The sequence below is a fragment of the Pseudoalteromonas arctica genome, from assembly GCF_012927645.1.
GTDB lineage: Bacteria > Pseudomonadota > Gammaproteobacteria > Enterobacterales > Alteromonadaceae > Pseudoalteromonas > Pseudoalteromonas arctica_A.
Genome location: NZ_JABBMT010000009.1, coordinates 11,618 through 30,150 on the forward strand (window position 1 = coordinate 11,618; position 18,533 = coordinate 30,150).

Consider the following 18,533-nt stretch of genomic DNA (forward strand, 5'->3'; position numbering starts at 1 on the left):
ATTAGTTAGCTACCACGTTAAGAAGTTTACCTGGTACGTAAATAACCTTACGGATTGTTACGCCATCAGTGAACTTAGACACGTTAGGTTCAGCAAATGCTAGTGCTTCTACTTGCTCTTTAGTGGCATCAGCGGGCACGGTTAATTTAGCACGTAGCTTACCGTTAACTTGTACGATGATCAGCTTTTCATCTTCAACAAGGGCTGATTCATCAACAACAGGCCAAGACGCATCTAAAATATCGCCTTTTTTGCCCAATTCTTGCCACAATTGATGTGACAAATGCGGGGTAATTGGTGCAAGCATAATTAGCAGTGCTTCAAGTGCTTCATTGGCAATCGCAACATCTTGTTTATCAGCTAAAGGTGCTTTTAACAATTTGTTAGAAATTTCCATGATTGCGGCAATTGCCGTATTGAATGTTTGGCGACGTTCAACATCATCAGTCACTTTTGCAATCGCCTTGTGTAACTCACGGCGAAGCACTTTTTGCTCGTTGTTTAATGCTGATTTATCGAGTGTTTGGAAGCCAACCATGTTTACGTCAACTGCGTATTTCCAAATACGTTTAATGAAACGATGTGCGCCTTCTACTCCAGAGTCAGACCATTCAAGGGTTTGCTCTGGTGGTGCAGTAAACATCATAAATAAACGTACTGTGTCTGCGCCGTATTGAGCGATAACTTGTTGTGGGTCGATACCGTTATTTTTTGATTTAGACATTTTGCTCATGCCTGATGAGAATACTGGCTCGCCGTCAACTTTATGCCATGCTTTAGTTACGCGGCCTTTGTCGTCGGTTTCAGTATTTACATCACTAGGAGAGATCCAAATGTCGCCACCTTTTTCATCTTTACGATAAAATGTTTCGGCAAGTACCATGCCTTGGCATAATAAGCGCTCAAACGGCTCATCTGAATTAACTAAACCAAAATCGCGTAATAATTTATGGAAAAAGCGCGAGTACAATAAATGTAAAATAGCGTGCTCAATACCACCAATGTATTGGTTTACTGGTAACCAGTAGTTCGCTGCTGCTGGATCTAGCATACCTTTATCATGGCGAGGGCTACAGTAGCGTGCGTAGTACCAAGATGATTCCATAAAGGTATCAAAAGTGTCTGTTTCATGAAACGCAGGTACGCCGTTTACAGTGGTTTTAGCCCACTGTGGATCAGCTTTAATTGGCGATGTTACACCGTTCATAACCACGTCTTCAGGTAAGCGCACTGGCAGCATATCTGCAGTGGCAGCAAGTTCGTTACCGTTTTCATCGCTTAACATTGGGATTGGTGAACCCCAATAACGCTGACGGCTAACACCCCAGTCACGTAGACGGAAGTTTACTTTACGTTCACCAACCCCCAGAGCTTCAAGTTTGTCGGCAATAGCGTTAAATGCGCCATCAAAATCAAGGCCATCAAATTCAGCTGAATTAACTAACACACCTTTTTCAGTGAATGCCGCTTCATTTAGATTTACTTCAAGATCTGAACCTGCGATAGGTGCAATGACTTGTTTGATGTCTAAGCCGTAAGCGGTCGCAAATTCAAAGTCACGTTGGTCATGCGCGGGCACTGCCATTACAGCACCTGAGCCGTAATGCATTAGTACAAAGTTCGCCACCCAAATTGGTACTTGCTCACCGGTAAGTGGGTGAGTAGCAAAAAAGCCCGTTGCGATGCCTTTTTTCTCCATAGTTGCCATGTCAGCTTCGGCAACCTTGGTGTTTTTACATTCTTCAACAAAGCGTGCTACTGCATCGCTATTTTTTGCTGCTTCTTGGGCAATAGGGTGTCCGCCTGCAACAGCAACATAAGTAACACCCATGAAAGTATCAGGGCGAGTAGTATAAACGCTGAATGTTTCGTTATTATCAGTGCGTTTAAATTCGATATCTAACCCTTCAGAGCGACCAATCCAGTTGCGCTGCATGGTTTTAACTTGTTCAGGCCAATCTTCTAACTTGTCTAAGTCGTCAAGTAATTCTTGTGCATAATCAGTAATTTTAATAAACCACTGTGGAATTTCTTTTTGTTCAACGATAGCGCCTGAACGCCAACCACGACCGTCAATTACTTGCTCGTTGGCAAGCACGGTTTGGTCTACTGGATCCCAGTTTACAGTTGACATTTTTTTGTACACTAGGCCTGTTTCGTAAAGCTTAGTGAAAAACCATTGTTCCCATTTGTAGTAATCTGGATGGCACGTAGCGATTTCACGATCCCAGTCATAACCAAAACCTAATTGCTTAAGTTGGGTACGCATGTAATCAATGTTTTCGTAAGTCCACTTTGCAGGGGCTGTTTTATTTTTAATGGCCGCATTTTCAGCAGGTAAACCGAACGCATCCCAACCCATAGGTTGCATTACGTTTTTGCCTTGCAAGCGTTGGAAGCGAGAAACAACATCACCAATGGTATAGTTACGAACATGGCCCATGTGGAGTCGGCCGCTTGGGTAAGGGAACATAGAAAGGCAATAATACTTTTCTTTACTCTCATCTTCAGTGGCTTTAAATACTTGGTTTTCTTCCCAGTAGGCTTGGACTTTTGACTCTATCTCTTGCGGGTTATATTGCTCTTGCATCTACGGTTCCAGACTTCTTGCAAACTAATAAAAAATTGCCGTTAGGATACCCCAAAAAAAGCACTAATCACAGCGTCAAATCAGTGGATTTTATATGAAATTAGTTTTCAGGGCAGGTTAACCTATACTTGTGTAAGGTATAGGTTCGCTAAACATAGTTCTGAAGGAGTAAACAATGGCTGATTATAAGACGTGGTTAACCGATTTGAGCACATGGTTGAAAGACGTAAAAGAACATGAGCTAAAAGATGCGATGGATAAGTTTATTGAATCTGAACAAGCGCTAAAAGATTTAGGACAAGAAAAATTAACTTTATACCGAGACTATTTAAAGCGCGATATTGAACATATTCGTGAACACGATAAGCACTATGATTCTCTTGCATGGCAAGAGCTTAAAGAGTCTTTGTGGTTTGAACTTTCACATATAGAAGACAAAACTCAATTTGAGTGGCACGCATTAAATCAAGATTTTAAGCACAATGGGGTCTATCACCAAGGTGAATGGATAGCCATGGGCACATTAGTATGTAAGAATTGCCAACATAGTTATGATATTTACCATGCAACGCAAATTACAGCGTGTTCACAATGCGATGGTATTTACTTTAGCCGCAAGGCACTACAACCTTAAATAGTTAGTGAATAGTGCTTATTAGAGCACTGATGCCACCTTAAAAATCAACGAATATGTTGGTATAAAAAGAAGTTAGAATGACGAACAAACTGCAGCCTTTATCTGTGTCGACTCTTGCGCCGACAATTTCACTTAATCATGTACAAACGTGCATGAACAATCCATATCCAGAAACCTTGACTTTTATTGGTCAACAGCGGGCGCAAAGCGCGCTGGATTTTTCGTTAGGAATGGAATTACCTGGTTACAATGTGTATGTCATGGGAGAGGCCGCGCATGGTCGCTTTACTTTAGTTAAAGACAAACTTCAAGCTCACAGCAAAGGCCGCCCAACACCGAATGAATGGTTATATGTAAATAATTATGACGACCACCGCGAGCCTATCGCACTATTTCTACAAGCAGGGCAGAGTAAACAGCTGGCTGACGATATAGACTCTTTTATCGATGAAGTCCTTGATACTTTCCCTGCAGCATTTGATAACCCAGCGTACCAGCGTAAAAAGAAAAAAATCGACCGTGAGTTTAATGATGCCTACGATGCGGCTATCACCGAAGTCGAAATTGCGGCACTTGAGCAGAGTGTTGCCTTAATCGAAGAGAAAAGTGTGGTTGGCTTTGCCCCGCTGATTGATGGCAAACAACTAAGCGATGCTGAATTTGCTGAGCTGGATGACGATTTACGTGAACAATTTTACGAAGTTATTGAAAAGCTCGAAGACGCATTGATTGAGGCTCTTATTGAGCTACCACGTTGGAAACGTGAATCATCTGAAAAACTCCGTAATTTAAAAAAATCCACGGCAGAGCTTGCTACTAAACCGTTATTAAAAGACCTTGAACATAAATATGCAGCGCACATTGGCGTATTACGCTATTTAAAAGACATTCGCGTAGAAATTATTGATGCAGTACTTGAGTGGCTTGATGATGAGGACGAAAGCGACGAAAACAAAGAAGATTTTGACCGTAAAGGCATGCTTACCGATTTTTTTGCACCTAATATTTTAGTTGAATTTAAAGAAGGTGATGCCGCACCAGTAGTGTATGAGCCGAATCCTACCTTTGGTAATATTTTTGGCAAAATTGAATACTCTACTTCACAAGGCTCATTGATCACCAGCTACCGCTCAATTCAACCAGGTGCATTACACCGCGCAAATGGTGGTTACTTGATCATGGATGCTGAAAAAGTGATGGCGAACCCACAAGTGTGGGATGGTTTAAAACTGTCACTGAAAACGCATCAAATCAAAAATGATTTACCGTACCAAGATAGCGCTGTTGGCAGTAGCTTTACTTTACGTCCGCAGTTAATTCCGCTCGATGTGAAAATTATTTTACTTGGCTCGCGTGAATTGTATTACACCATAGGTGAGTACGATGAAGAGTTTGCTGAACTATTTAGAGTGCTCGCCGATTTTGATTATTATCTGCCAAGCAGTGATAAATTACAGTATCAATTTATCACCAAAGTGATTGAGTACTGTGAGCAGACGCTAAAGTGTAGTTTAACTGAGCCTGCAATGGCACGCTTACTGAAGTTTAGCTACCGCCAAGCAGAGCACCACAATAAGCTTTCAGCCCGTTTTGCTGATGTATTAGAGCTAGTGGCAGAAGCCAGTTTTTATACTAAGCAAGATAACTTAACTTTAATTGATGCTCATCATATTGATGAAGCGATTGAAGGCAAGCAATATCGTACGGGGCAAATTAGCGAAAATATGCTCAGCGATATCAAAGAAGGGCATACTTTAATTGCCACCGACGGTCATGCCGTTGGTAAAGTAAACGGTTTAACAGTATTACACATTGGCGATACTTCTTTTGGTACTCCGGCACGGATCACCGCTACAGTTTATGCTGGTGCCGATGGGGTAATTGACGTTGAGCGTGAAGCTGAGTTGGGTAAAGCCATTCACTCCAAAGGTGTCATGCTACTCACTGGTTATTTAGGTAACAAATACGCACAACAATTTAGTTTAACATTGAGTGCAAATATCGCGATTGAACAAAGCTATGGCTACATTGATGGTGACAGCGCCTCATTAGCTGAGCTATGTGCACTTATATCTGCTATTACCAGTTTACCAATCAGCCAATCAATTGCGCTTACCGGCTCAATAAATCAACACGGTGATGTGCAAGCCATTGGCGGTGTGAACGAGAAAATAGAAGGCTTTTTTAAACTGTGCAAAATGCGCGGACTAACATCTGAGCAAGGCGTGATAATTCCTAAATCGAATCAAGTAAATTTAGTGCTTGATGACGAAATACTCAATGCCGTAGAACTGGGCAAGTTTCATATTTATGCAGTTGAAACCGTTGATCAAGCGCTTAATTTATTGATGGATATTGCCGCAGGAGAGCTTAAAGATGGGCTTTATCCAGAAAACTCAGTAAACGGTATTGCTTTAGCGCGTTTAAGTGAAATTGCTGATATTGTGAATGGCGATAGTGACGAAGACGAAAAAGAACAGAGTGAAGAGTCATGATTAATATTATTTTAGTGATAATTATCGCTATATTTTGCTACTTAATCTTTCAAAATAGTAAAAAAGTTAAGCAACAATCGCTTGCTAATGCGCAGCTTGGCAGTGACTTTTTAGCCACTAACACTAAAGTTGAAGGCATAACAGAGACAGCCTCTGGTTTACAATATACAGTCGTTAGCAGTGGTGGCAATGAGGAGAAACCAAGTCCTACGAGCATGGTAAACGTGCATTATCATGGCACTTTAATCGACGGCACTATATTTGACAGCTCAGTAGATCGTAAAACCCCAATTAGCTTTGGTTTGCACCAAGTTATAAAAGGCTGGACAGAAGGCCTACAACTGATGAGCCCGGGCGATAAATTTCAGTTTTATATACCGCACCAGCTCGCCTATGGTGAAAAGCGAGTAGGGGATATTCCTCCTGCGTCACTGCTTATTTTTGAGGTGGAATTACTGGCTATAGAGTCGTAATTTTAATGTAAAAAGTATATTAAGCCTTACTTTATCAAGTAGGGCTTTTTTATTTGCTCTCATTAGCCAATCCTACTCAAGAATTTAAATCGTCAGTCGATACCTGAAATAGTTACAACTTTGTTTTAGGGATAAAATAATGAAGATTTCAGCCGCCTCAATCCAATATCAAGCCTCTAGTTATAACAATCAGTCTTTAATAGAAACAGAGCGGCAACCTACAGGTGACGAATCACAAGAAGAACCTGACTATGTTTTATCAGAGTTTTTAGATGCGAAGGTTCAAAAGTACAGCGAAGATAATGCAACATTTGCTGAGCAATATCAAAATTTAGAAAAGGCATATAAGTATTTCACCCAGCAAGTGGTTGCATTGCAAGAGCAAGTAAATAAGCTTAAGCAGAGCACAGTACAACGTAGTTTAACCATAGATAATAGCCAATATGGGCCAGCTGAAGACGACAATCGCTTGACTGTGGATGCTGAGCATATGGGGGCTAAAAAGTATAAAACCGAGCAACAACAAGAAGAGATAAATAGATTGCAGTTGCAACTTAGTGAGGTGAAGTCTCAGCTGGCAGCAATAAAACAACAAATTATTGAGCTAGTAATCAACGAAATGAAAAGGCGAGGCGACGACTTTACTATTTAACTTGAGTTTAGGTTATTTAGCTAACAGCACACTATTTACTGATTATTTAATCATTGATGCAACCTACCTTTGGAATAATAACTACCTTAACCATCAATGGTTATTTTCAGGTGTAGGTTCACACTCAGCAGGGCATGAATTGCTTTCAGAGGGGATACACTGTTGGGTGTTTTCTTCTATTTTTGAAAGTATCGCATTAGTTTGGTCAAGCTTAGAGTTAGTATCATCTACTTTGAAGTTAAGAGCTGTTGTCTGGTTTGCAATAGCATTAACTATGTTGTCAGATTGGCTTTGTGTACTTGCCTGTAAGTTTTGTATATCTCGGGAAACCGTAAAAATAGCATCTCTATTTAAAGCTGCATTTGAGTCATTAGTTTGCTTGAGTTGGTCTATTGAAAGGTTAATACTCGAAGTTTGATTTTCAATATTATCTATTATTGCTGATTTTAAGCTTTCAGATGAATCGCGTACTTGAGTTTTAATATCACCTATAGCACCGCTTAAGCGTTCAGAAGATGTTTTTTCTTGATCTTTAAAATCCCTTATAACTTGAATTAATTGCGAATCATCGTAACCAGAATCGGGAGGAGTAACAGGTCGAGGCTTTTCGGACGGGGGGTTCAAATCCCCCCAGCTCCACCACTTTAAAGTGATACAAAACAGCCAGTTAGAGCGTTATGCTTTAACTGGCTTTTTTATTTCTATAGCACTTGTCCACTTAGTGCCCACATTGGATTTATAAAGGTTTATCAGGGGCGCTTTGCGCGGTTCCGTGCAAAAATAGTTTATGATGCGCTTCGCTTGGTTACGACCTAGTTAACCAGGAGGTAAATCAGGCGTTTTTGCGCGGTCTACATGGCTTCGCCATAGCAATAGTTTAGCCTGGCGTTAGTCATCAACTTTTGATGACGAATGTTTAGTCTTCCAATGTTCTTCAAAAGCTTGTTCAAGTTTACCATCTTTGTTAGATAAAACGTCATCAAGCTCTTGCATCACTTTTTCTTGTTCTTCAGAAGTCAAATCATCAAACGGCTTATTATTGTCAGGTAATGTCATTTTCAGTCCTTATTAAAAAACGTATAGATAAGGCCGATCTTCCGCACCCACTTTAAGAATAAATTTTCTGATACTGTTCGCCTAAACAATCAATGATGGTTTGATTGCGCGCTTCCAAATTGGCAACGATAGGAATTTTGTCTGGTAAATATATAATACTTATTCCTTCGAAACACTGGAATACCCAACGTGCTGTTGGCCTTTGATCAGGTTTGTATTTCATATTTGGGAAGTAACAATCTTTCTCGACTAAGGTTTTGCGAATTTGATGCTCTAACCCCGCGTACACCATTAGGCAGCAAGTCATTACCATGAGTAACGCTTCAATGCGCTCAGGTAATACGCCTTCCCCAATAAGCTTATCGACGGGCTTGTTTCTAAAATACTCGCTATACATATGAAGGGTTCGCCCCGTGAAGCCTAACCCGTTCAACACCATTGCCGTCACCAATTGACCACAACTGATTTTACGCTCAGGCGCAGCGCCGCTTAAGGCACTATCAATAATGTCGGCAAATCCTAGGTCGTGACAAAAGGCAGCAACAAGTCCGTGATGATCAAGTATTTTAGAAGAAGGAACAGGCATAAAATTAGGCTCTCAAAAGAGAGTAATAGATCAAACCTAGGGTTCTGCGTCAAGCTTTTATTTACAAAAGCAAATCAAGTGGCTATTTAATGAGCGAGTTTAATTCAAGTTAGGGGTGCGGAACAACAGATCCAAAAGCAATAACTGAGGATAGACAAGCGTTGTATTTTGAATAAATACGCCATTAGCGTAGCTAAAAACTTGGGCAAAACGACTATCACTAGGTTTTTCAATTGCAATAAATGGACTTTTCGCATCGTCAAAAAGTCTTACAGGCTGCTTTTTCAAATCAAAATGAATAAACTGCTTTGTTTGTTGCGCTACGAATGTAATATCGTTTAAGTTAATACAACATACCGTGTGATTCTTTAATATTGCGAGATCATTTTTAGCCGAATTCGCGCAGCCTGATAACAATAGAAGTAAGAGCAATACAATTGTTAACTTTTTCATAAGTATTTTAATGATTATTAGTATATAGATAGTATCTAATATGCAATAAGACTGAAATATATAAATTGCTAATATGTGACGCAATGTAAATGAAATGAAGGGTGATGAATTTAAACTGGTTTATTACAGGCTCAATGGTTTGTAATTAAACAGATAAACTAAACATCGGTCTGCGTTTAAACGAGCAAAAATCTTTTTAAAAAACTATAAAATTGAAGAGGGACTTTATGAGTATCATCTCCTTAACCACTCAACATAACGTTGCGGTTTTAACCTTAACAAACGGCGAAAATCGCCAAAATCCACAGTTTGCACATCAACTAAAACAAGCGTTAGCAGAGGTTGTTGAAAACCTTACTGCTTTTTCCTATGCCAGTGATCGCTGCCATTAATGGTCATGCTTTTGGTAACGGTGCAATTTTAGCATGCGCGTGTGACTTTAGATTTATGCGCGGCGATCGTGGCTTTTTTTGCTTCCCTGAAGTGGATTTATCAATCCCATTCTTACCCGGCATGATCGCCTTTGTGAAAAAAGCGCTCCCTTACTATCGCTTTAACGAAATGAAACTGACAGGGCGTCGCGTCCCTGGAGCAGAACTTGCAATTGATCACGTTATAGAAAAAGCCTCAACAGACCAAGATAGTCTATTAGCGGACGCAATGGCGTTTGCCGCTACATTTGATAAAAAGCGCGCCATTTTTGCTGAGCACAAAAAACGTTTATACAAAGAAATAATTCGTGTGATAAATGAAGAAAATAAACCATTTATAGATAATCTAGCTTTGATGGTTTGAGCTATAAGCTGCTCTCAATAACAATCTAAATAAAGATACCTATTTAATTTTAAGGACAAAGGCGTAAATGAAAGCGAAACAAATAGAACAATTAGCATTAACAGCTGCTGAAACTAAGGAAGTTATTACGCCCTATGCATTTAAAATAGATCAAGCGTTATTGGGACTGCCACTTGCTTCACCGACTCGCCGCGCGCTCGCGATGGTAATCGATGTAGCGCTAATTTTTCTCGCGGCTAAGATCAGTGCTGCTGTGATCGCATTGGTAGCTGCAATGGCTTTTTATAAAGGCACAGCGCAAAAATACTTACCAACAATGTCGACGGTTTGGCGAAGAGTATTAAAAATAACTGCTGCCAGTATATTATTTATAAGTTCACTCTCAGTGCTTGCAATCGCAATCGATTTTTTTGAGGATGATGCCGCGATTCAAGGGATAAAAATTAAGCGTGAAACACCATTAAATACAGAGGAAAAACAACAGATAAATACTTATTTAACGCAAACAGCACCAAGTCAAAATTGCGATCAGACTTGTCAAAGCAATGCGCTTGCCAATTTAGTTGCTCAAGTGCCACAACTGGCTGAAATAGATGAGTTTGATAACGCTCAGGTTGTCCGATTGTTATTGAAAGTAATGGTTGAAGATGATGAGCAGACGGCTGCACCTGAAGACGCACCGGTTAAAGCTGCACCTGTGAATAGTATTTTACAGTGGGGCAAAGGAATCATTCAAGATTTAGGTCTTGGCTTTGGTTGAGCCGCGGTGTACTTCACATTATTTTCGCTTTTGTGGCGTGGCCAAACACCGGGTAAAAAAGTATGCAATATCCGCGTTGTCGCACTTAGTGGCGAAGATTTAAGTTTATGGGATGCGTTTGGCCGATACGGTGGCTACGGCGCAGGGTTTGCAACTGGGTTACTAGGTTTTTTACAAGTTTATTGGGATCCGAACCGCCAAGCCATTCAAGATAAAATATCAGCAACTGTGGTTATTAAAGGTAGCTTAAATCAGCCTGTTACTACGCAAACGATAGAAGACGCGATTAAGGAATAAGTTAAAAACCACTTTAGTGAGTATTTTTAGTTCTGCTTTGATTAAAGCATGGGCTATGACGATAAGTTGTTGGTCGCCATTTATGGCGAAAGAGCGCTTTGATTGAAAAATATAGGGTTATCTATAAGCTTAATAAAACTATCAAATTAGGAGCTGATTATGAGTACTGAAACTCAAATCGATGAAGATAAAATAGATGAAGCCGCATTAGCGCTGATGTATTTAACTTTGCACGATCATTGTCGTGCATGGAAACAAATAGATTGGGATATTACCAATCGGCTGCACGAAAAAAGGCCTAATAGGCGACCCGGTAGGTAAAGCCAAATCAGTCATCCTTGCGGATGATGGCTTAAAACACGCAGAGCGATTGTTTGAAAAGCTATTTACTAAATAGTGTGTATAGGAAATAAAAGGCTACAAAAAGCGCTAGCTATAAAACTAAAAAAGGTCTAAAGTTAGCTCATATTTATGGTCTTTTTGGTGGGTTATGAGACAAATATTAGCAGACTGTTCAGCAAGTATTTCAGAATTAAAGAAAAATCCGACAGCGTTATTAAATGAAGCTGATGGTTCAGCGATAGCTATTTTAAATCACAATAAACCAGCAGCTTATTTAGTACCTGCGCAAACGTATGAGCTTTTAATGGAACTGATCGACGATATTGAATTAGCAAAAATTGTCGAAAGTCGCAGAGCAGACTTATCAGAGGCTGTTGAAGTTAATATTGATGACTTATAAGCTCAAATTTTTACCCGCAGCGCAAAAAGAGTGGAACAAGCTTGCTCCACCTATAAAAAGCCAGTTTAAAAAGAAACTCATCGAGCGGCTAGAAAATCCTCATGTACCAGCATCTAAATTAAGAGGTTTTGATAGTGTATATAAAATAAAATTGCGCACAGCAGGCTACAGGCTTGCCTATGAAGTGATTGATGCTGAAGTTGTAGTATATGTACTCGCTATCGGCAAACGAGATAAAGATGCAGTGTATAAAAAGCTGATGAAACGAAGTAAATAAATGTCGCAAGGGGGGTGGATGGAAATCGCATCGGATATTTCGTGCGCTTAACTTATACGTTATTATTTTTCCAAATCAGCTCGCTAATATCACTTAAAAATTCATTAGAAATACGAAAATCCTCGCTTTGCGAGACTAGATCCTCACGATTCATTGTAATTAGTAATGATATAATTATCTGTCGATGTACCTTAGCATAATATAGGGGGTTATCTTTTTTAGTACTGATTCTTGCTCCACCTTGAATAGATATTAAGTCTTCTTCAGGGATTTTCAGGAATGAGTCAAATACAGGATCATTAGGCCCCAATATACAGAGAGCACCAAAGGTTTGGTTTATCCAGCCTTCTGTTAATTGCTTTCCTTTAGTTTCATTTCTAACATCATGGCCTCTTTGACTTATGTCTTTATAAAAGTCTTGAAGTATTTGATTATGCGATTTTATTTCTTCAACTTCCTGATTACTTGGGGGTTGATATTTCCCCCTGATAAATCTGCCAGCTGATAAATACTCAAGTATTAATCCTTCAGTGTAAATGTTGACCTTCATTTCTTCTTCAATTTTTTTATTCTTTTTTCAAACCTTTCATATAACTGATAAAACTCTTGAGATTGAAGTTACTCAGCTTGCGATTGAAAGACTTTTTCACTTAACTCATTTGCTTGTTTTGAAATTAAGTAAGATTTATTCGCGATCAATATCGAAATCACAGCCGTTAAAAACATTAACACGCTAATAATTTCTGAAAGAATATGCTCAGGTTTAAGTCCAAGTTCATTATCTACAATTAAGGCACTTGGGAAAAATGCAGCAATAAACACCAACATCAGCGCGCAACACATAAGCAATGAAATGGGAGTTGTGAGCAATTTTTTTAATCTGTGACATTTATTCTATCCTTGAAAATAATTGAGTATTATACATTTAAATGTTGGGTTTCGTTGCACTCAACCCAACCTACGAATAAACTGGCTTACGGCTTACGGCTTACGGCTTACGGCTTACGGCTTACGGCTTACGGCTTACGGCTATACCCAAAATTCCCATCAACACAACTGCAATCCATACCGGCCAATTACCATATTGACTATAGATGCTATCGCCTTGAATAAGCTTGACGTTGACTTTCAAGATGTCGGCTTCAAATTGTGGCATGCTGATTTGAGTGTGGCTGATTGGGTCGTATACGCCGCTGATGCCATTGTTGGTTACACGAATAAGCGGGCGTTGCAGTTCAAGGGCGCGCATACGGGCTATTTGCATATGCTGGTGAGGGCCGTGAGAATCGCCAAACCAAGCATCGTTGCTAACGGTAAATAAAATATCAGATTGATTGTGGTAATTACCCCGTACTAGATCAGCAAAGGCGATTTCGTAGCAAATAGCAGGCAGAATATTTAAACCGTTGGCGCGTAGATTGTTTTGTACTTCATCGCCGCGTGTAAACGAGGACATGGGTAAATCAAACAAAGGCGCGATAGGGCGCAGAATATCTTCAAACGGCACAAACTCACCAATTGGCAGTAATTGATGCTTCTGATAGCGGTTTTTACCTAAGTATTGATAATGACCATGTTCGTCACCCTGCTCTTTATTACCAAGTACAATTAAGGTGTTGAAGATAGTTTTGGTATCAAGCTGGTAGTCGACAATACCGGTAATGAGTGCGGTGTTGTTAAATGAGGCCGCGCTATCTAAGCCTGCTAAATAGCTATCTGCAAGGGCTTCTATTTCAGGAACCGCAGCTTCTGGCCACACAATTAAATCTGCATCCCAGTGACGGCGCGTCATATCCTGATACTTACTCATGGTGGTCCAAAATTCACTGGGCTCAAAGCGTAGGTGCTGTTTGATATTACCTTGTACCAGTAAGGCGCTAATAGTTTTCTCACTGTAGTTGTTATTGCGTGTATAGTGAGTAATAGCGAATACTAAAGCGATGCTTAGCACCGTGGCTGCTGTGGCTTTAAAGTCCCTTGTAAACAGCAGGCGATAGAGCGCAAAACCAATCGCGATACATACAAGGGTTAAGCCAAACTCACCAATTACTGGAGCGAGTAGATTAAGCGGGCTATCGGTTTGAGTATAACCAAAGCTTAACCAAGGGAAACCAGTCATTACCACGCCACGTAAGTACTCGGTGATGGCAAAACCACAAAGTAATAACAAACCATAGCTGTAAGGGCCGCTGGCAAAGCGTGTCGCAAACATAAAGGCTAAAGCGGGGTAGATAGCTAAATAAGCACATAACAGCACCATCAGTAATACTGAGGCTACCAGTGGCATACCGCCAAAAGTAGCGATAGATACATGTACCCAACTAATGCCAGCACCAAACCAACCAATGCCAAATATAAAACCATATTTGGCGGCGCGTTTACTGGCTTGTTTGCCATATTGCTGCTCAGACTTATGTGTGTGGGTGCTGTATATCGCCAATGCTAAACAGGCGAACGTGAGAGGCCAAATCTCAAATGGGGCATAGCTTAAAGTTAAAAGAAGGCCCGCAACCAGTGCGAGCCATGCTTTTTTATCTGTTGCTAAATGCAGGCTATTAGTCAGAAGTGTCTTCAATGTTGTTATCATCTGCCTTTGGCACGGTAACCTGTAATTGTAATAACCGACGATTATCGGCATTGGTTACTTTAAATTGTAAGCCATCTATATCAATTATTTCACCACGGCCAGGCATATGCCCAAAGGCGTGTAAAACAGTCCCACCGATGGTATCAGCGTCTTGCGTGCTGTAGCCGGTTTTAAAATATTCGTTAAAATCATCAACTGGGGTTAGGGCTTGAACAATATATGCATGTTTTGCAACTTGACGAATATCTTGTTGATCTTCTTCGTCATGCTCATCTTCAATCTCGCCGACGATGAGCTCAAGAATATCTTCTATGGTTACTAAACCAGATACGCCGCCGTATTCATCAATCACTAACGCCATGTGGTAGCGTTGTTGGCGAAACTCATTAAGCAGTGTATCAACACGCTTACTTTCTGGTACAACAACGGCTGGGCGTAAATAATTACGTAAAGATGGTAGTAGATCATCTTTGTTTAGAATAAGTGGGAGTAGATCTTTTGCCAGTAGAATACCTTCTATGTGGTCTTTATCTTCACAGACTACCGGAAAACGGGAGTGTGTAGAATCTACCATCATAGGAATAACGTCTTCCAGCGGTGCGTCAACTTCGAGTGTGATCATTTGTGAGCGCGGGATCATAATGTCTCGTACTTTTAACTCTGACACACCGAGCACACCTTCTATCATCTCTTTGGTTTCAGGATCAATCACATCCCGAACTTGCGCATCGGCAATTACTTCAACCAGCTCTTCTCTATTCTGGGGTTCCCCTTGCAACATTTGGGTAATTTTACCCAACCAGGTCTTGCTAGAAGAACCCTGGCTAGTCTGCGAGTTATCGTCGCTCATTGCGTCTACTTGCTCCGTAAATTTAAATATCGTCCCGATATGGGTCTGCTATGCCTAATTCGGCAAGCAATTGCTTTTCAATGCTTTCCATCTCTTTCGCATCTTCATCCTTTATATGGTCAAATCCAAGTAAATGCAAGCATCCGTGGATAACCATATGGGCAAAGTGGTCATGAAATGACTTTTCTTGCTCGATTGACTCAGCCAGTACAATGGCTGGACATATAACTAAATCACCCACCAAAGGTAGTTCTACACCTGCTGGCGCTTCAAATTCAAACGACAACACATTGGTTGGTTTATTTTTACCACGGTAGTCATTATTGAGTTGTTGGCTTTGCTCTTCATCAGCAATAACAATACTCAGCTCTGATTCGTCACGGTATTGACTAAGCACTTTATTAGCCCACAGCGCAAATTGCTCAAGACTAGGCAAGTTGTCAAACTCACAGGTTATTTGTAAATCAAGTTCAGTGTTCACGGTATTACTCTTTAGTAGCAGATTGGCTCTGCTCTTGATTAGCTAGCAAGTCTTTAGCACGCTGTTTTTCTGCGCGCTTGAGTCGTTCTGTTTCATCGTTTCGTTCGTAAGCTTCAACAATACGTGCCACTACAGGGTGGCGTACCACGTCCTGTGATTGGAAAAAGTTAAAGCTTATTTCGTCTACGTCACTAAGTACTTCAATGGCATGACGAAGGCCTGAGCGTGCACCACGGGGCAAATCAACTTGGGTGATATCACCAGTGATCACCGCTTTTGAATTAAAGCCAATACGGGTTAAGAACATTTTCATTTGCTCAACCGTGGTATTTTGGCTTTCATCTAAAATAATAAAGGCATCGTTCAGTGTGCGACCACGCATAAAGGCAAGTGGAGCGACTTCAATGACATTTTGCTCCATCAGCTTTTCGACTTTTTCAAAGCCGAGCATTTCAAATAAGGCATCGTACAATGGGCGCAGGTATGGGTCGATTTTCTGACTTAAATCACCCGGTAAAAACCCCAGTTTTTCACCGGCTTCAACAGCGGGGCGGGTCAATAAAATACGTCGTATTTCTTGACGCTCTAAGGCATCAACTGCTGCGGCGACCGCAAGGTAGGTTTTACCTGTGCCAGCAGGCCCTATACCAAAGGTGATATCGTGACGAAAAATATTCGACACATAGTGACCTTGATTATCGTTACGTGGTTTTATTACGCCACGACGAGTTTTGATCATCACCTCTTGACCATACTCGTTTAGCTCACCTTGCTCTAATGCATTTGATTCACTAATGGCTAAATGGACGGTATTTGCTGCAATTTCAGTAATAACACCGCGTACTGGCTGTGTTTCAACATATAAGTCTTTGAGGATTTCCATCGCTGCAAACGCGCTGGTGGTTTTCCCGGTGATTTTAAAATAGTTATCGCGATGAGTAATTTCAACACCTAAGCGGCGCTCAATGTGTTTGATGTTTTCGTCAAATGGGCCACATAAAGATGAAAGACGTTTGTTGTCGGAGGGTTCTAAATAAATCTCTAATTTTTTTAATTGATTACTCAAAATTGCTTCCTGTTTTGATGTGCCAGCGAGGCTGGCACAGTAAGTTTCGCCTAAGGAACGAAAGTCGCCACACCTAATTCATCAGGGCTGGCTTGTGGCTCTGGTTGTGCTGCTTTACTTAAAATATCAGCTGGAGCAACCGCACGGCGTAAGTTCATTTGGGATTCTGTACGAATTAAGTCACCGCGTAAAGAGTTTGGCAGTGCTTCAGTAATACGTACATCAACAAACTGACCGATCACAGTATGCGGGCCAATAAAGTTAACCACGCGGTTGTTTTCAGTACGTCCGCGTAATTCCATCGGATTCTTCTTCGATGGACCTTCAACTAGGATACGTTGCTCAGTATCAAACATTTGGCGACTGATCTGTTGCGCCATTTGGGTTATACGATTTTGTAACAGGTATAAACGCTCTTTCTTTTCTTGCTCGCTAACATCGTCAGGCAAATCAGCCGCTGGCGTACCCGGGCGTGCGCTGTAGATAAAGCTAAAGCTCATATCAAAACCAATATCATTGATAAGGTTCATCGTCGCTTCAAAGTCAGCGGCACTTTCACCAGGGAAACCAATGATAAAGTCTGATGACATGCTTAAATTAGGGCGAATTTTACGTAATTTACGAATTGTTGACTTGTATTCAATCGCAGTATGGCCACGTTTCATTAAGTTAAGAATACGATCCGAACCACTTTGTACTGGTAAATGTAAATGATCAACAAGTTCAGGCACGTCAGCGTATGCATCAATGATGTCTGGTGTAAATTCTACCGGGTGCGAGGTGGTATAACGAATACGGTCAATCCCATCAATGGCTGCAACATAACGAATTAAATCTGAGAAGTAACAAATTTCACCATCATGGGTTTCGCCGCGATAAGCATTTACGTTTTGACCCAGTAAGTTTACTTCGCGCACACCTTGTTCAGCTAGTTGTGCAACTTCTAATAATACATCATCAAGCGGGCGGCTAACTTCCTCACCACGCGTGTAAGGTACTACGCAAAAGGTACAGTATTTAGAGCAGCCTTCCATAATAGATACGAATGCAGACGGGCCATCGGCCTTTGGCTCTGGTAAACGGTCAAACTTTTCAATCTCTGGGAATGAAATATCAACCACAGAGCTACCTTTGTTACCTTGCACTTGTTTGATCATTTCAGGTAAGCGATGCAATGTTTGTGGGCCAAAAATAACGTCAACAAATGGTGCGCGTTGGCGAATTGAATCACCTTCTTGTGAGGCAACACAACCGCCAACACCGATGATCAGATTGGGTTTGTCGTCTTTAAGTAATTTCCAACGGCCTAGTTGATGGAATACTTTTTCCTGCGCTTTTTCGCGAATTGAACAGGTATTGAGTAGGATAACATCTGCATCCCCAGCTTCATCAGTTAACTGGTAGCCGTTGGTTGCATCGAGAAGATCAGCCATTTTCTGAGAGTCGTATTCATTCATCTGACAACCCCAGGTTTTAATATGCAGCTTTTTACTCATTGAAATATAGCCTCGTTTTCAATTCGGTAGTGGCACGGTTGTGCGCTAAACAGGATAAGCGGCACTTTCGCTTACTTAAAGGACGCGTATTTTAGCTGGATACCCGCCTAGATCCAAGTATAGTTTTTATGTTTGTGAATTGAAGTCAAACAAAGTGCGTTTTATGGTTGATTAAGATGAAACTCACTCGCACTTACAAACAGAAATACGATACAATCAAGCGCACTGAAAATAACCAAA

The 18,533-nt window shown here is 40.8% G+C and carries 21 protein-coding genes and 3 pseudogenes; 11 read left to right on the plus strand and 13 right to left on the minus strand.

From position 1 onward, the window contains the following. Position 1 precedes the first annotated feature (1 nt). Complete coding sequence (leuS, locus tag HHO47_RS07740; protein WP_169019782.1) at positions 2-2,590, minus strand: leucine--tRNA ligase; 2,589 nt, start codon at positions 2,588-2,590, stop codon at positions 2-4. A gap of 175 nt (positions 2,591-2,765) precedes the next feature. Between leuS and HHO47_RS07745 the strand changes: the two genes are divergently transcribed. The 4 genes from HHO47_RS07745 to HHO47_RS07760 all read left to right on the plus strand — a co-directional run bounded on the left by HHO47_RS07745 (position 2,766) and on the right by HHO47_RS07760 (position 6,847). Next, on the plus strand, positions 2,766-3,224 hold the full coding sequence (locus tag HHO47_RS07745; protein WP_169019783.1) for a zinc ribbon-containing protein: 459 nt from the start codon (positions 2,766-2,768) through the stop codon (positions 3,222-3,224). An 80-nt stretch (positions 3,225-3,304) separates the two neighbouring features. Continuing rightward, positions 3,305-5,722, plus strand: a complete 2,418-nt coding sequence (locus HHO47_RS07750) for a Lon protease family protein (RefSeq protein ID WP_169019784.1) — start codon at positions 3,305-3,307, stop codon at positions 5,720-5,722. Then, positions 5,719-6,195: an FKBP-type peptidyl-prolyl cis-trans isomerase gene (locus HHO47_RS07755; protein ID WP_169019785.1), complete on the plus strand. Its 477-nt coding sequence runs from the start codon at positions 5,719-5,721 to the stop codon at positions 6,193-6,195. The genes HHO47_RS07750 and HHO47_RS07755 overlap by 4 nt, the downstream gene beginning before the upstream one ends. Before the next feature lie 139 nt (positions 6,196-6,334). After that, positions 6,335-6,847 carry a hypothetical protein gene (locus HHO47_RS07760; protein ID WP_169019786.1) on the plus strand — a complete coding sequence of 171 codons (513 nt, stop codon included), beginning with the start codon at positions 6,335-6,337 and terminating at the stop codon, positions 6,845-6,847. Between the two features lie 93 nt (positions 6,848-6,940). Here the strand turns inward: HHO47_RS07760 and HHO47_RS07765 are convergent, their stop codons facing one another. The 5 genes and pseudogenes from HHO47_RS07765 to HHO47_RS07780 all read right to left on the minus strand — a co-directional run bounded on the left by HHO47_RS07765 (position 6,941) and on the right by HHO47_RS07780 (position 8,942). Continuing rightward, positions 6,941-7,471, minus strand: coding sequence for a hypothetical protein (locus HHO47_RS07765; RefSeq protein WP_169019787.1), 531 nt, complete (start codon positions 7,469-7,471; stop codon positions 6,941-6,943). Between the two features lie 264 nt (positions 7,472-7,735). After that, positions 7,736-7,903 carry a hypothetical protein gene (locus HHO47_RS07770; protein WP_169019788.1) on the minus strand — a complete coding sequence of 56 codons (168 nt, stop codon included), beginning with the start codon at positions 7,901-7,903 and terminating at the stop codon, positions 7,736-7,738. A 52-nt stretch (positions 7,904-7,955) separates the two neighbouring features. Next, positions 7,956-8,240: pseudogene (locus tag HHO47_RS19755) on the minus strand (IS1634 family transposase); the annotation flags it as partial. A gap of 45 nt (positions 8,241-8,285) precedes the next feature. Then, positions 8,286-8,489 (minus strand): annotated as a pseudogene (locus HHO47_RS19760) (DUF4277 domain-containing protein); the annotation flags it as partial. A 99-nt stretch (positions 8,490-8,588) separates the two neighbouring features. Then, positions 8,589-8,942, minus strand: a complete 354-nt coding sequence (locus HHO47_RS07780; RefSeq protein ID WP_169019790.1) for a hypothetical protein — start codon at positions 8,940-8,942, stop codon at positions 8,589-8,591. 227 nt (positions 8,943-9,169) lie between these two features. Between HHO47_RS07780 and HHO47_RS19310 the strand changes: the two genes are divergently transcribed. The 7 genes and pseudogenes from HHO47_RS19310 (at position 9,170) to HHO47_RS07805 (ending at position 11,813) form a co-directional block, all read left to right on the plus strand. Beyond that, on the plus strand, positions 9,170-9,334 hold the full coding sequence (locus HHO47_RS19310; protein ID WP_248290954.1) for a hypothetical protein: 165 nt from the start codon (positions 9,170-9,172) through the stop codon (positions 9,332-9,334). Beyond that, on the plus strand, positions 9,312-9,737 hold the full coding sequence (locus tag HHO47_RS07785; protein WP_248290955.1) for an enoyl-CoA hydratase/isomerase family protein: 426 nt from the start codon (positions 9,312-9,314) through the stop codon (positions 9,735-9,737). The genes HHO47_RS19310 and HHO47_RS07785 overlap by 23 nt, the downstream gene beginning before the upstream one ends. 67 nt (positions 9,738-9,804) lie before the next feature. Beyond that, a pseudogene (locus tag HHO47_RS07790) lies at positions 9,805-10,794 on the plus strand (RDD family protein). 159 nt (positions 10,795-10,953) lie between these two features. Beyond that, positions 10,954-11,115, plus strand: coding sequence for a hypothetical protein (locus HHO47_RS07795; protein WP_248290956.1), 162 nt, complete (start codon positions 10,954-10,956; stop codon positions 11,113-11,115). Between the two features lie 13 nt (positions 11,116-11,128). Continuing rightward, on the plus strand, positions 11,129-11,191 hold the full coding sequence (locus HHO47_RS19315) for a hypothetical protein (RefSeq protein ID WP_348981641.1): 63 nt from the start codon (positions 11,129-11,131) through the stop codon (positions 11,189-11,191). Between the two features lie 93 nt (positions 11,192-11,284). After that, positions 11,285-11,536, plus strand: coding sequence for a type II toxin-antitoxin system Phd/YefM family antitoxin (locus tag HHO47_RS07800; protein ID WP_169019791.1), 252 nt, complete (start codon positions 11,285-11,287; stop codon positions 11,534-11,536). Next, the gene (locus HHO47_RS07805) at positions 11,526-11,813 is read left to right on the plus strand and encodes a type II toxin-antitoxin system RelE family toxin (protein ID WP_169019792.1); all 288 of its coding nucleotides are present in this window, start codon (positions 11,526-11,528) and stop codon (positions 11,811-11,813) included. The genes HHO47_RS07800 and HHO47_RS07805 overlap by 11 nt, the downstream gene beginning before the upstream one ends. A 52-nt stretch (positions 11,814-11,865) precedes the next feature. Here the strand turns inward: HHO47_RS07805 and HHO47_RS07810 are convergent, their stop codons facing one another. From HHO47_RS07810 to miaB, 7 genes are all read right to left on the minus strand, one after another. Next, positions 11,866-12,363: a hypothetical protein gene (locus HHO47_RS07810; RefSeq protein WP_169019793.1), complete on the minus strand. Its 498-nt coding sequence runs from the start codon at positions 12,361-12,363 to the stop codon at positions 11,866-11,868. A 68-nt stretch (positions 12,364-12,431) separates the two neighbouring features. Next, positions 12,432-12,641, minus strand: a complete 210-nt coding sequence (locus HHO47_RS07815; protein WP_169019794.1) for a hypothetical protein — start codon at positions 12,639-12,641, stop codon at positions 12,432-12,434. 181 nt (positions 12,642-12,822) lie between these two features. Continuing rightward, positions 12,823-14,388, minus strand: a complete 1,566-nt coding sequence (gene lnt, locus HHO47_RS07820; RefSeq protein ID WP_211183651.1) for an apolipoprotein N-acyltransferase — start codon at positions 14,386-14,388, stop codon at positions 12,823-12,825. Then, the gene (corC, locus tag HHO47_RS07825; RefSeq protein WP_169019796.1) at positions 14,369-15,250 is read right to left on the minus strand and encodes a CNNM family magnesium/cobalt transport protein CorC; all 882 of its coding nucleotides are present in this window, start codon (positions 15,248-15,250) and stop codon (positions 14,369-14,371) included. Before corC ends, lnt begins: the two co-directional genes overlap by 20 nt. 22 nt (positions 15,251-15,272) lie before the next feature. Continuing rightward, positions 15,273-15,731, minus strand: coding sequence for an rRNA maturation RNase YbeY (gene ybeY / locus HHO47_RS07830; RefSeq protein WP_169019797.1), 459 nt, complete (start codon positions 15,729-15,731; stop codon positions 15,273-15,275). Positions 15,732-15,735: 4 nt separating this feature from the next. Further along, positions 15,736-16,797 (minus strand): PhoH family protein, encoded by a 1,062-nt coding sequence (locus HHO47_RS07835; RefSeq protein ID WP_169019798.1) that lies wholly within the window; start codon positions 16,795-16,797, stop codon positions 15,736-15,738. 50 nt (positions 16,798-16,847) lie between these two features. Continuing rightward, positions 16,848-18,293: a tRNA (N6-isopentenyl adenosine(37)-C2)-methylthiotransferase MiaB gene (gene miaB, locus HHO47_RS07840; protein ID WP_169019799.1), complete on the minus strand. Its 1,446-nt coding sequence runs from the start codon at positions 18,291-18,293 to the stop codon at positions 16,848-16,850. Between the last annotated feature and the right edge of the window lie 240 nt (positions 18,294-18,533).

Excerpts from the sequence above, each read along its gene's own strand:
- HHO47_RS07755 (WP_169019785.1), top strand. The coding sequence starts at position 5,719 with ATGATTAATATTATTTTAGTGATAATTATCGCTATATTTTGCTACTTA.
- HHO47_RS07785 (WP_248290955.1), top strand. The coding sequence starts at position 9,312 with ATGCCAGTGATCGCTGCCATTAATGGTCATGCTTTTGGTAACGGTGCA.
- leuS (WP_169019782.1), bottom strand. The coding sequence starts at position 2,590 with ATGCAAGAGCAATATAACCCGCAAGAGATAGAGTCAAAAGTCCAAGCC.
- HHO47_RS19310 (WP_248290954.1), top strand. The coding sequence starts at position 9,170 with ATGAGTATCATCTCCTTAACCACTCAACATAACGTTGCGGTTTTAACC.
- HHO47_RS07805 (WP_169019792.1), top strand. The coding sequence starts at position 11,526 with ATGACTTATAAGCTCAAATTTTTACCCGCAGCGCAAAAAGAGTGGAAC.
- HHO47_RS07815 (WP_169019794.1), bottom strand. The coding sequence starts at position 12,641 with ATGTTGGTGTTTATTGCTGCATTTTTCCCAAGTGCCTTAATTGTAGAT.
- HHO47_RS07750 (WP_169019784.1), top strand. The coding sequence starts at position 3,305 with ATGACGAACAAACTGCAGCCTTTATCTGTGTCGACTCTTGCGCCGACA.
- HHO47_RS07800 (WP_169019791.1), top strand. The coding sequence starts at position 11,285 with ATGAGACAAATATTAGCAGACTGTTCAGCAAGTATTTCAGAATTAAAG.
- HHO47_RS07795 (WP_248290956.1), top strand. The coding sequence starts at position 10,954 with ATGAGTACTGAAACTCAAATCGATGAAGATAAAATAGATGAAGCCGCA.
- HHO47_RS07810 (WP_169019793.1), bottom strand. The coding sequence starts at position 12,363 with ATGAAGGTCAACATTTACACTGAAGGATTAATACTTGAGTATTTATCA.
- HHO47_RS07770 (WP_169019788.1), bottom strand. The coding sequence starts at position 7,903 with ATGACATTACCTGACAATAATAAGCCGTTTGATGATTTGACTTCTGAA.
- corC (WP_169019796.1), bottom strand. The coding sequence starts at position 15,250 with ATGAGCGACGATAACTCGCAGACTAGCCAGGGTTCTTCTAGCAAGACC.
- HHO47_RS07760 (WP_169019786.1), top strand. The coding sequence starts at position 6,335 with ATGAAGATTTCAGCCGCCTCAATCCAATATCAAGCCTCTAGTTATAAC.
- miaB (WP_169019799.1), bottom strand. The coding sequence starts at position 18,293 with ATGAGTAAAAAGCTGCATATTAAAACCTGGGGTTGTCAGATGAATGAA.
- HHO47_RS07745 (WP_169019783.1), top strand. The coding sequence starts at position 2,766 with ATGGCTGATTATAAGACGTGGTTAACCGATTTGAGCACATGGTTGAAA.
- HHO47_RS07780 (WP_169019790.1), bottom strand. The coding sequence starts at position 8,942 with ATGAAAAAGTTAACAATTGTATTGCTCTTACTTCTATTGTTATCAGGC.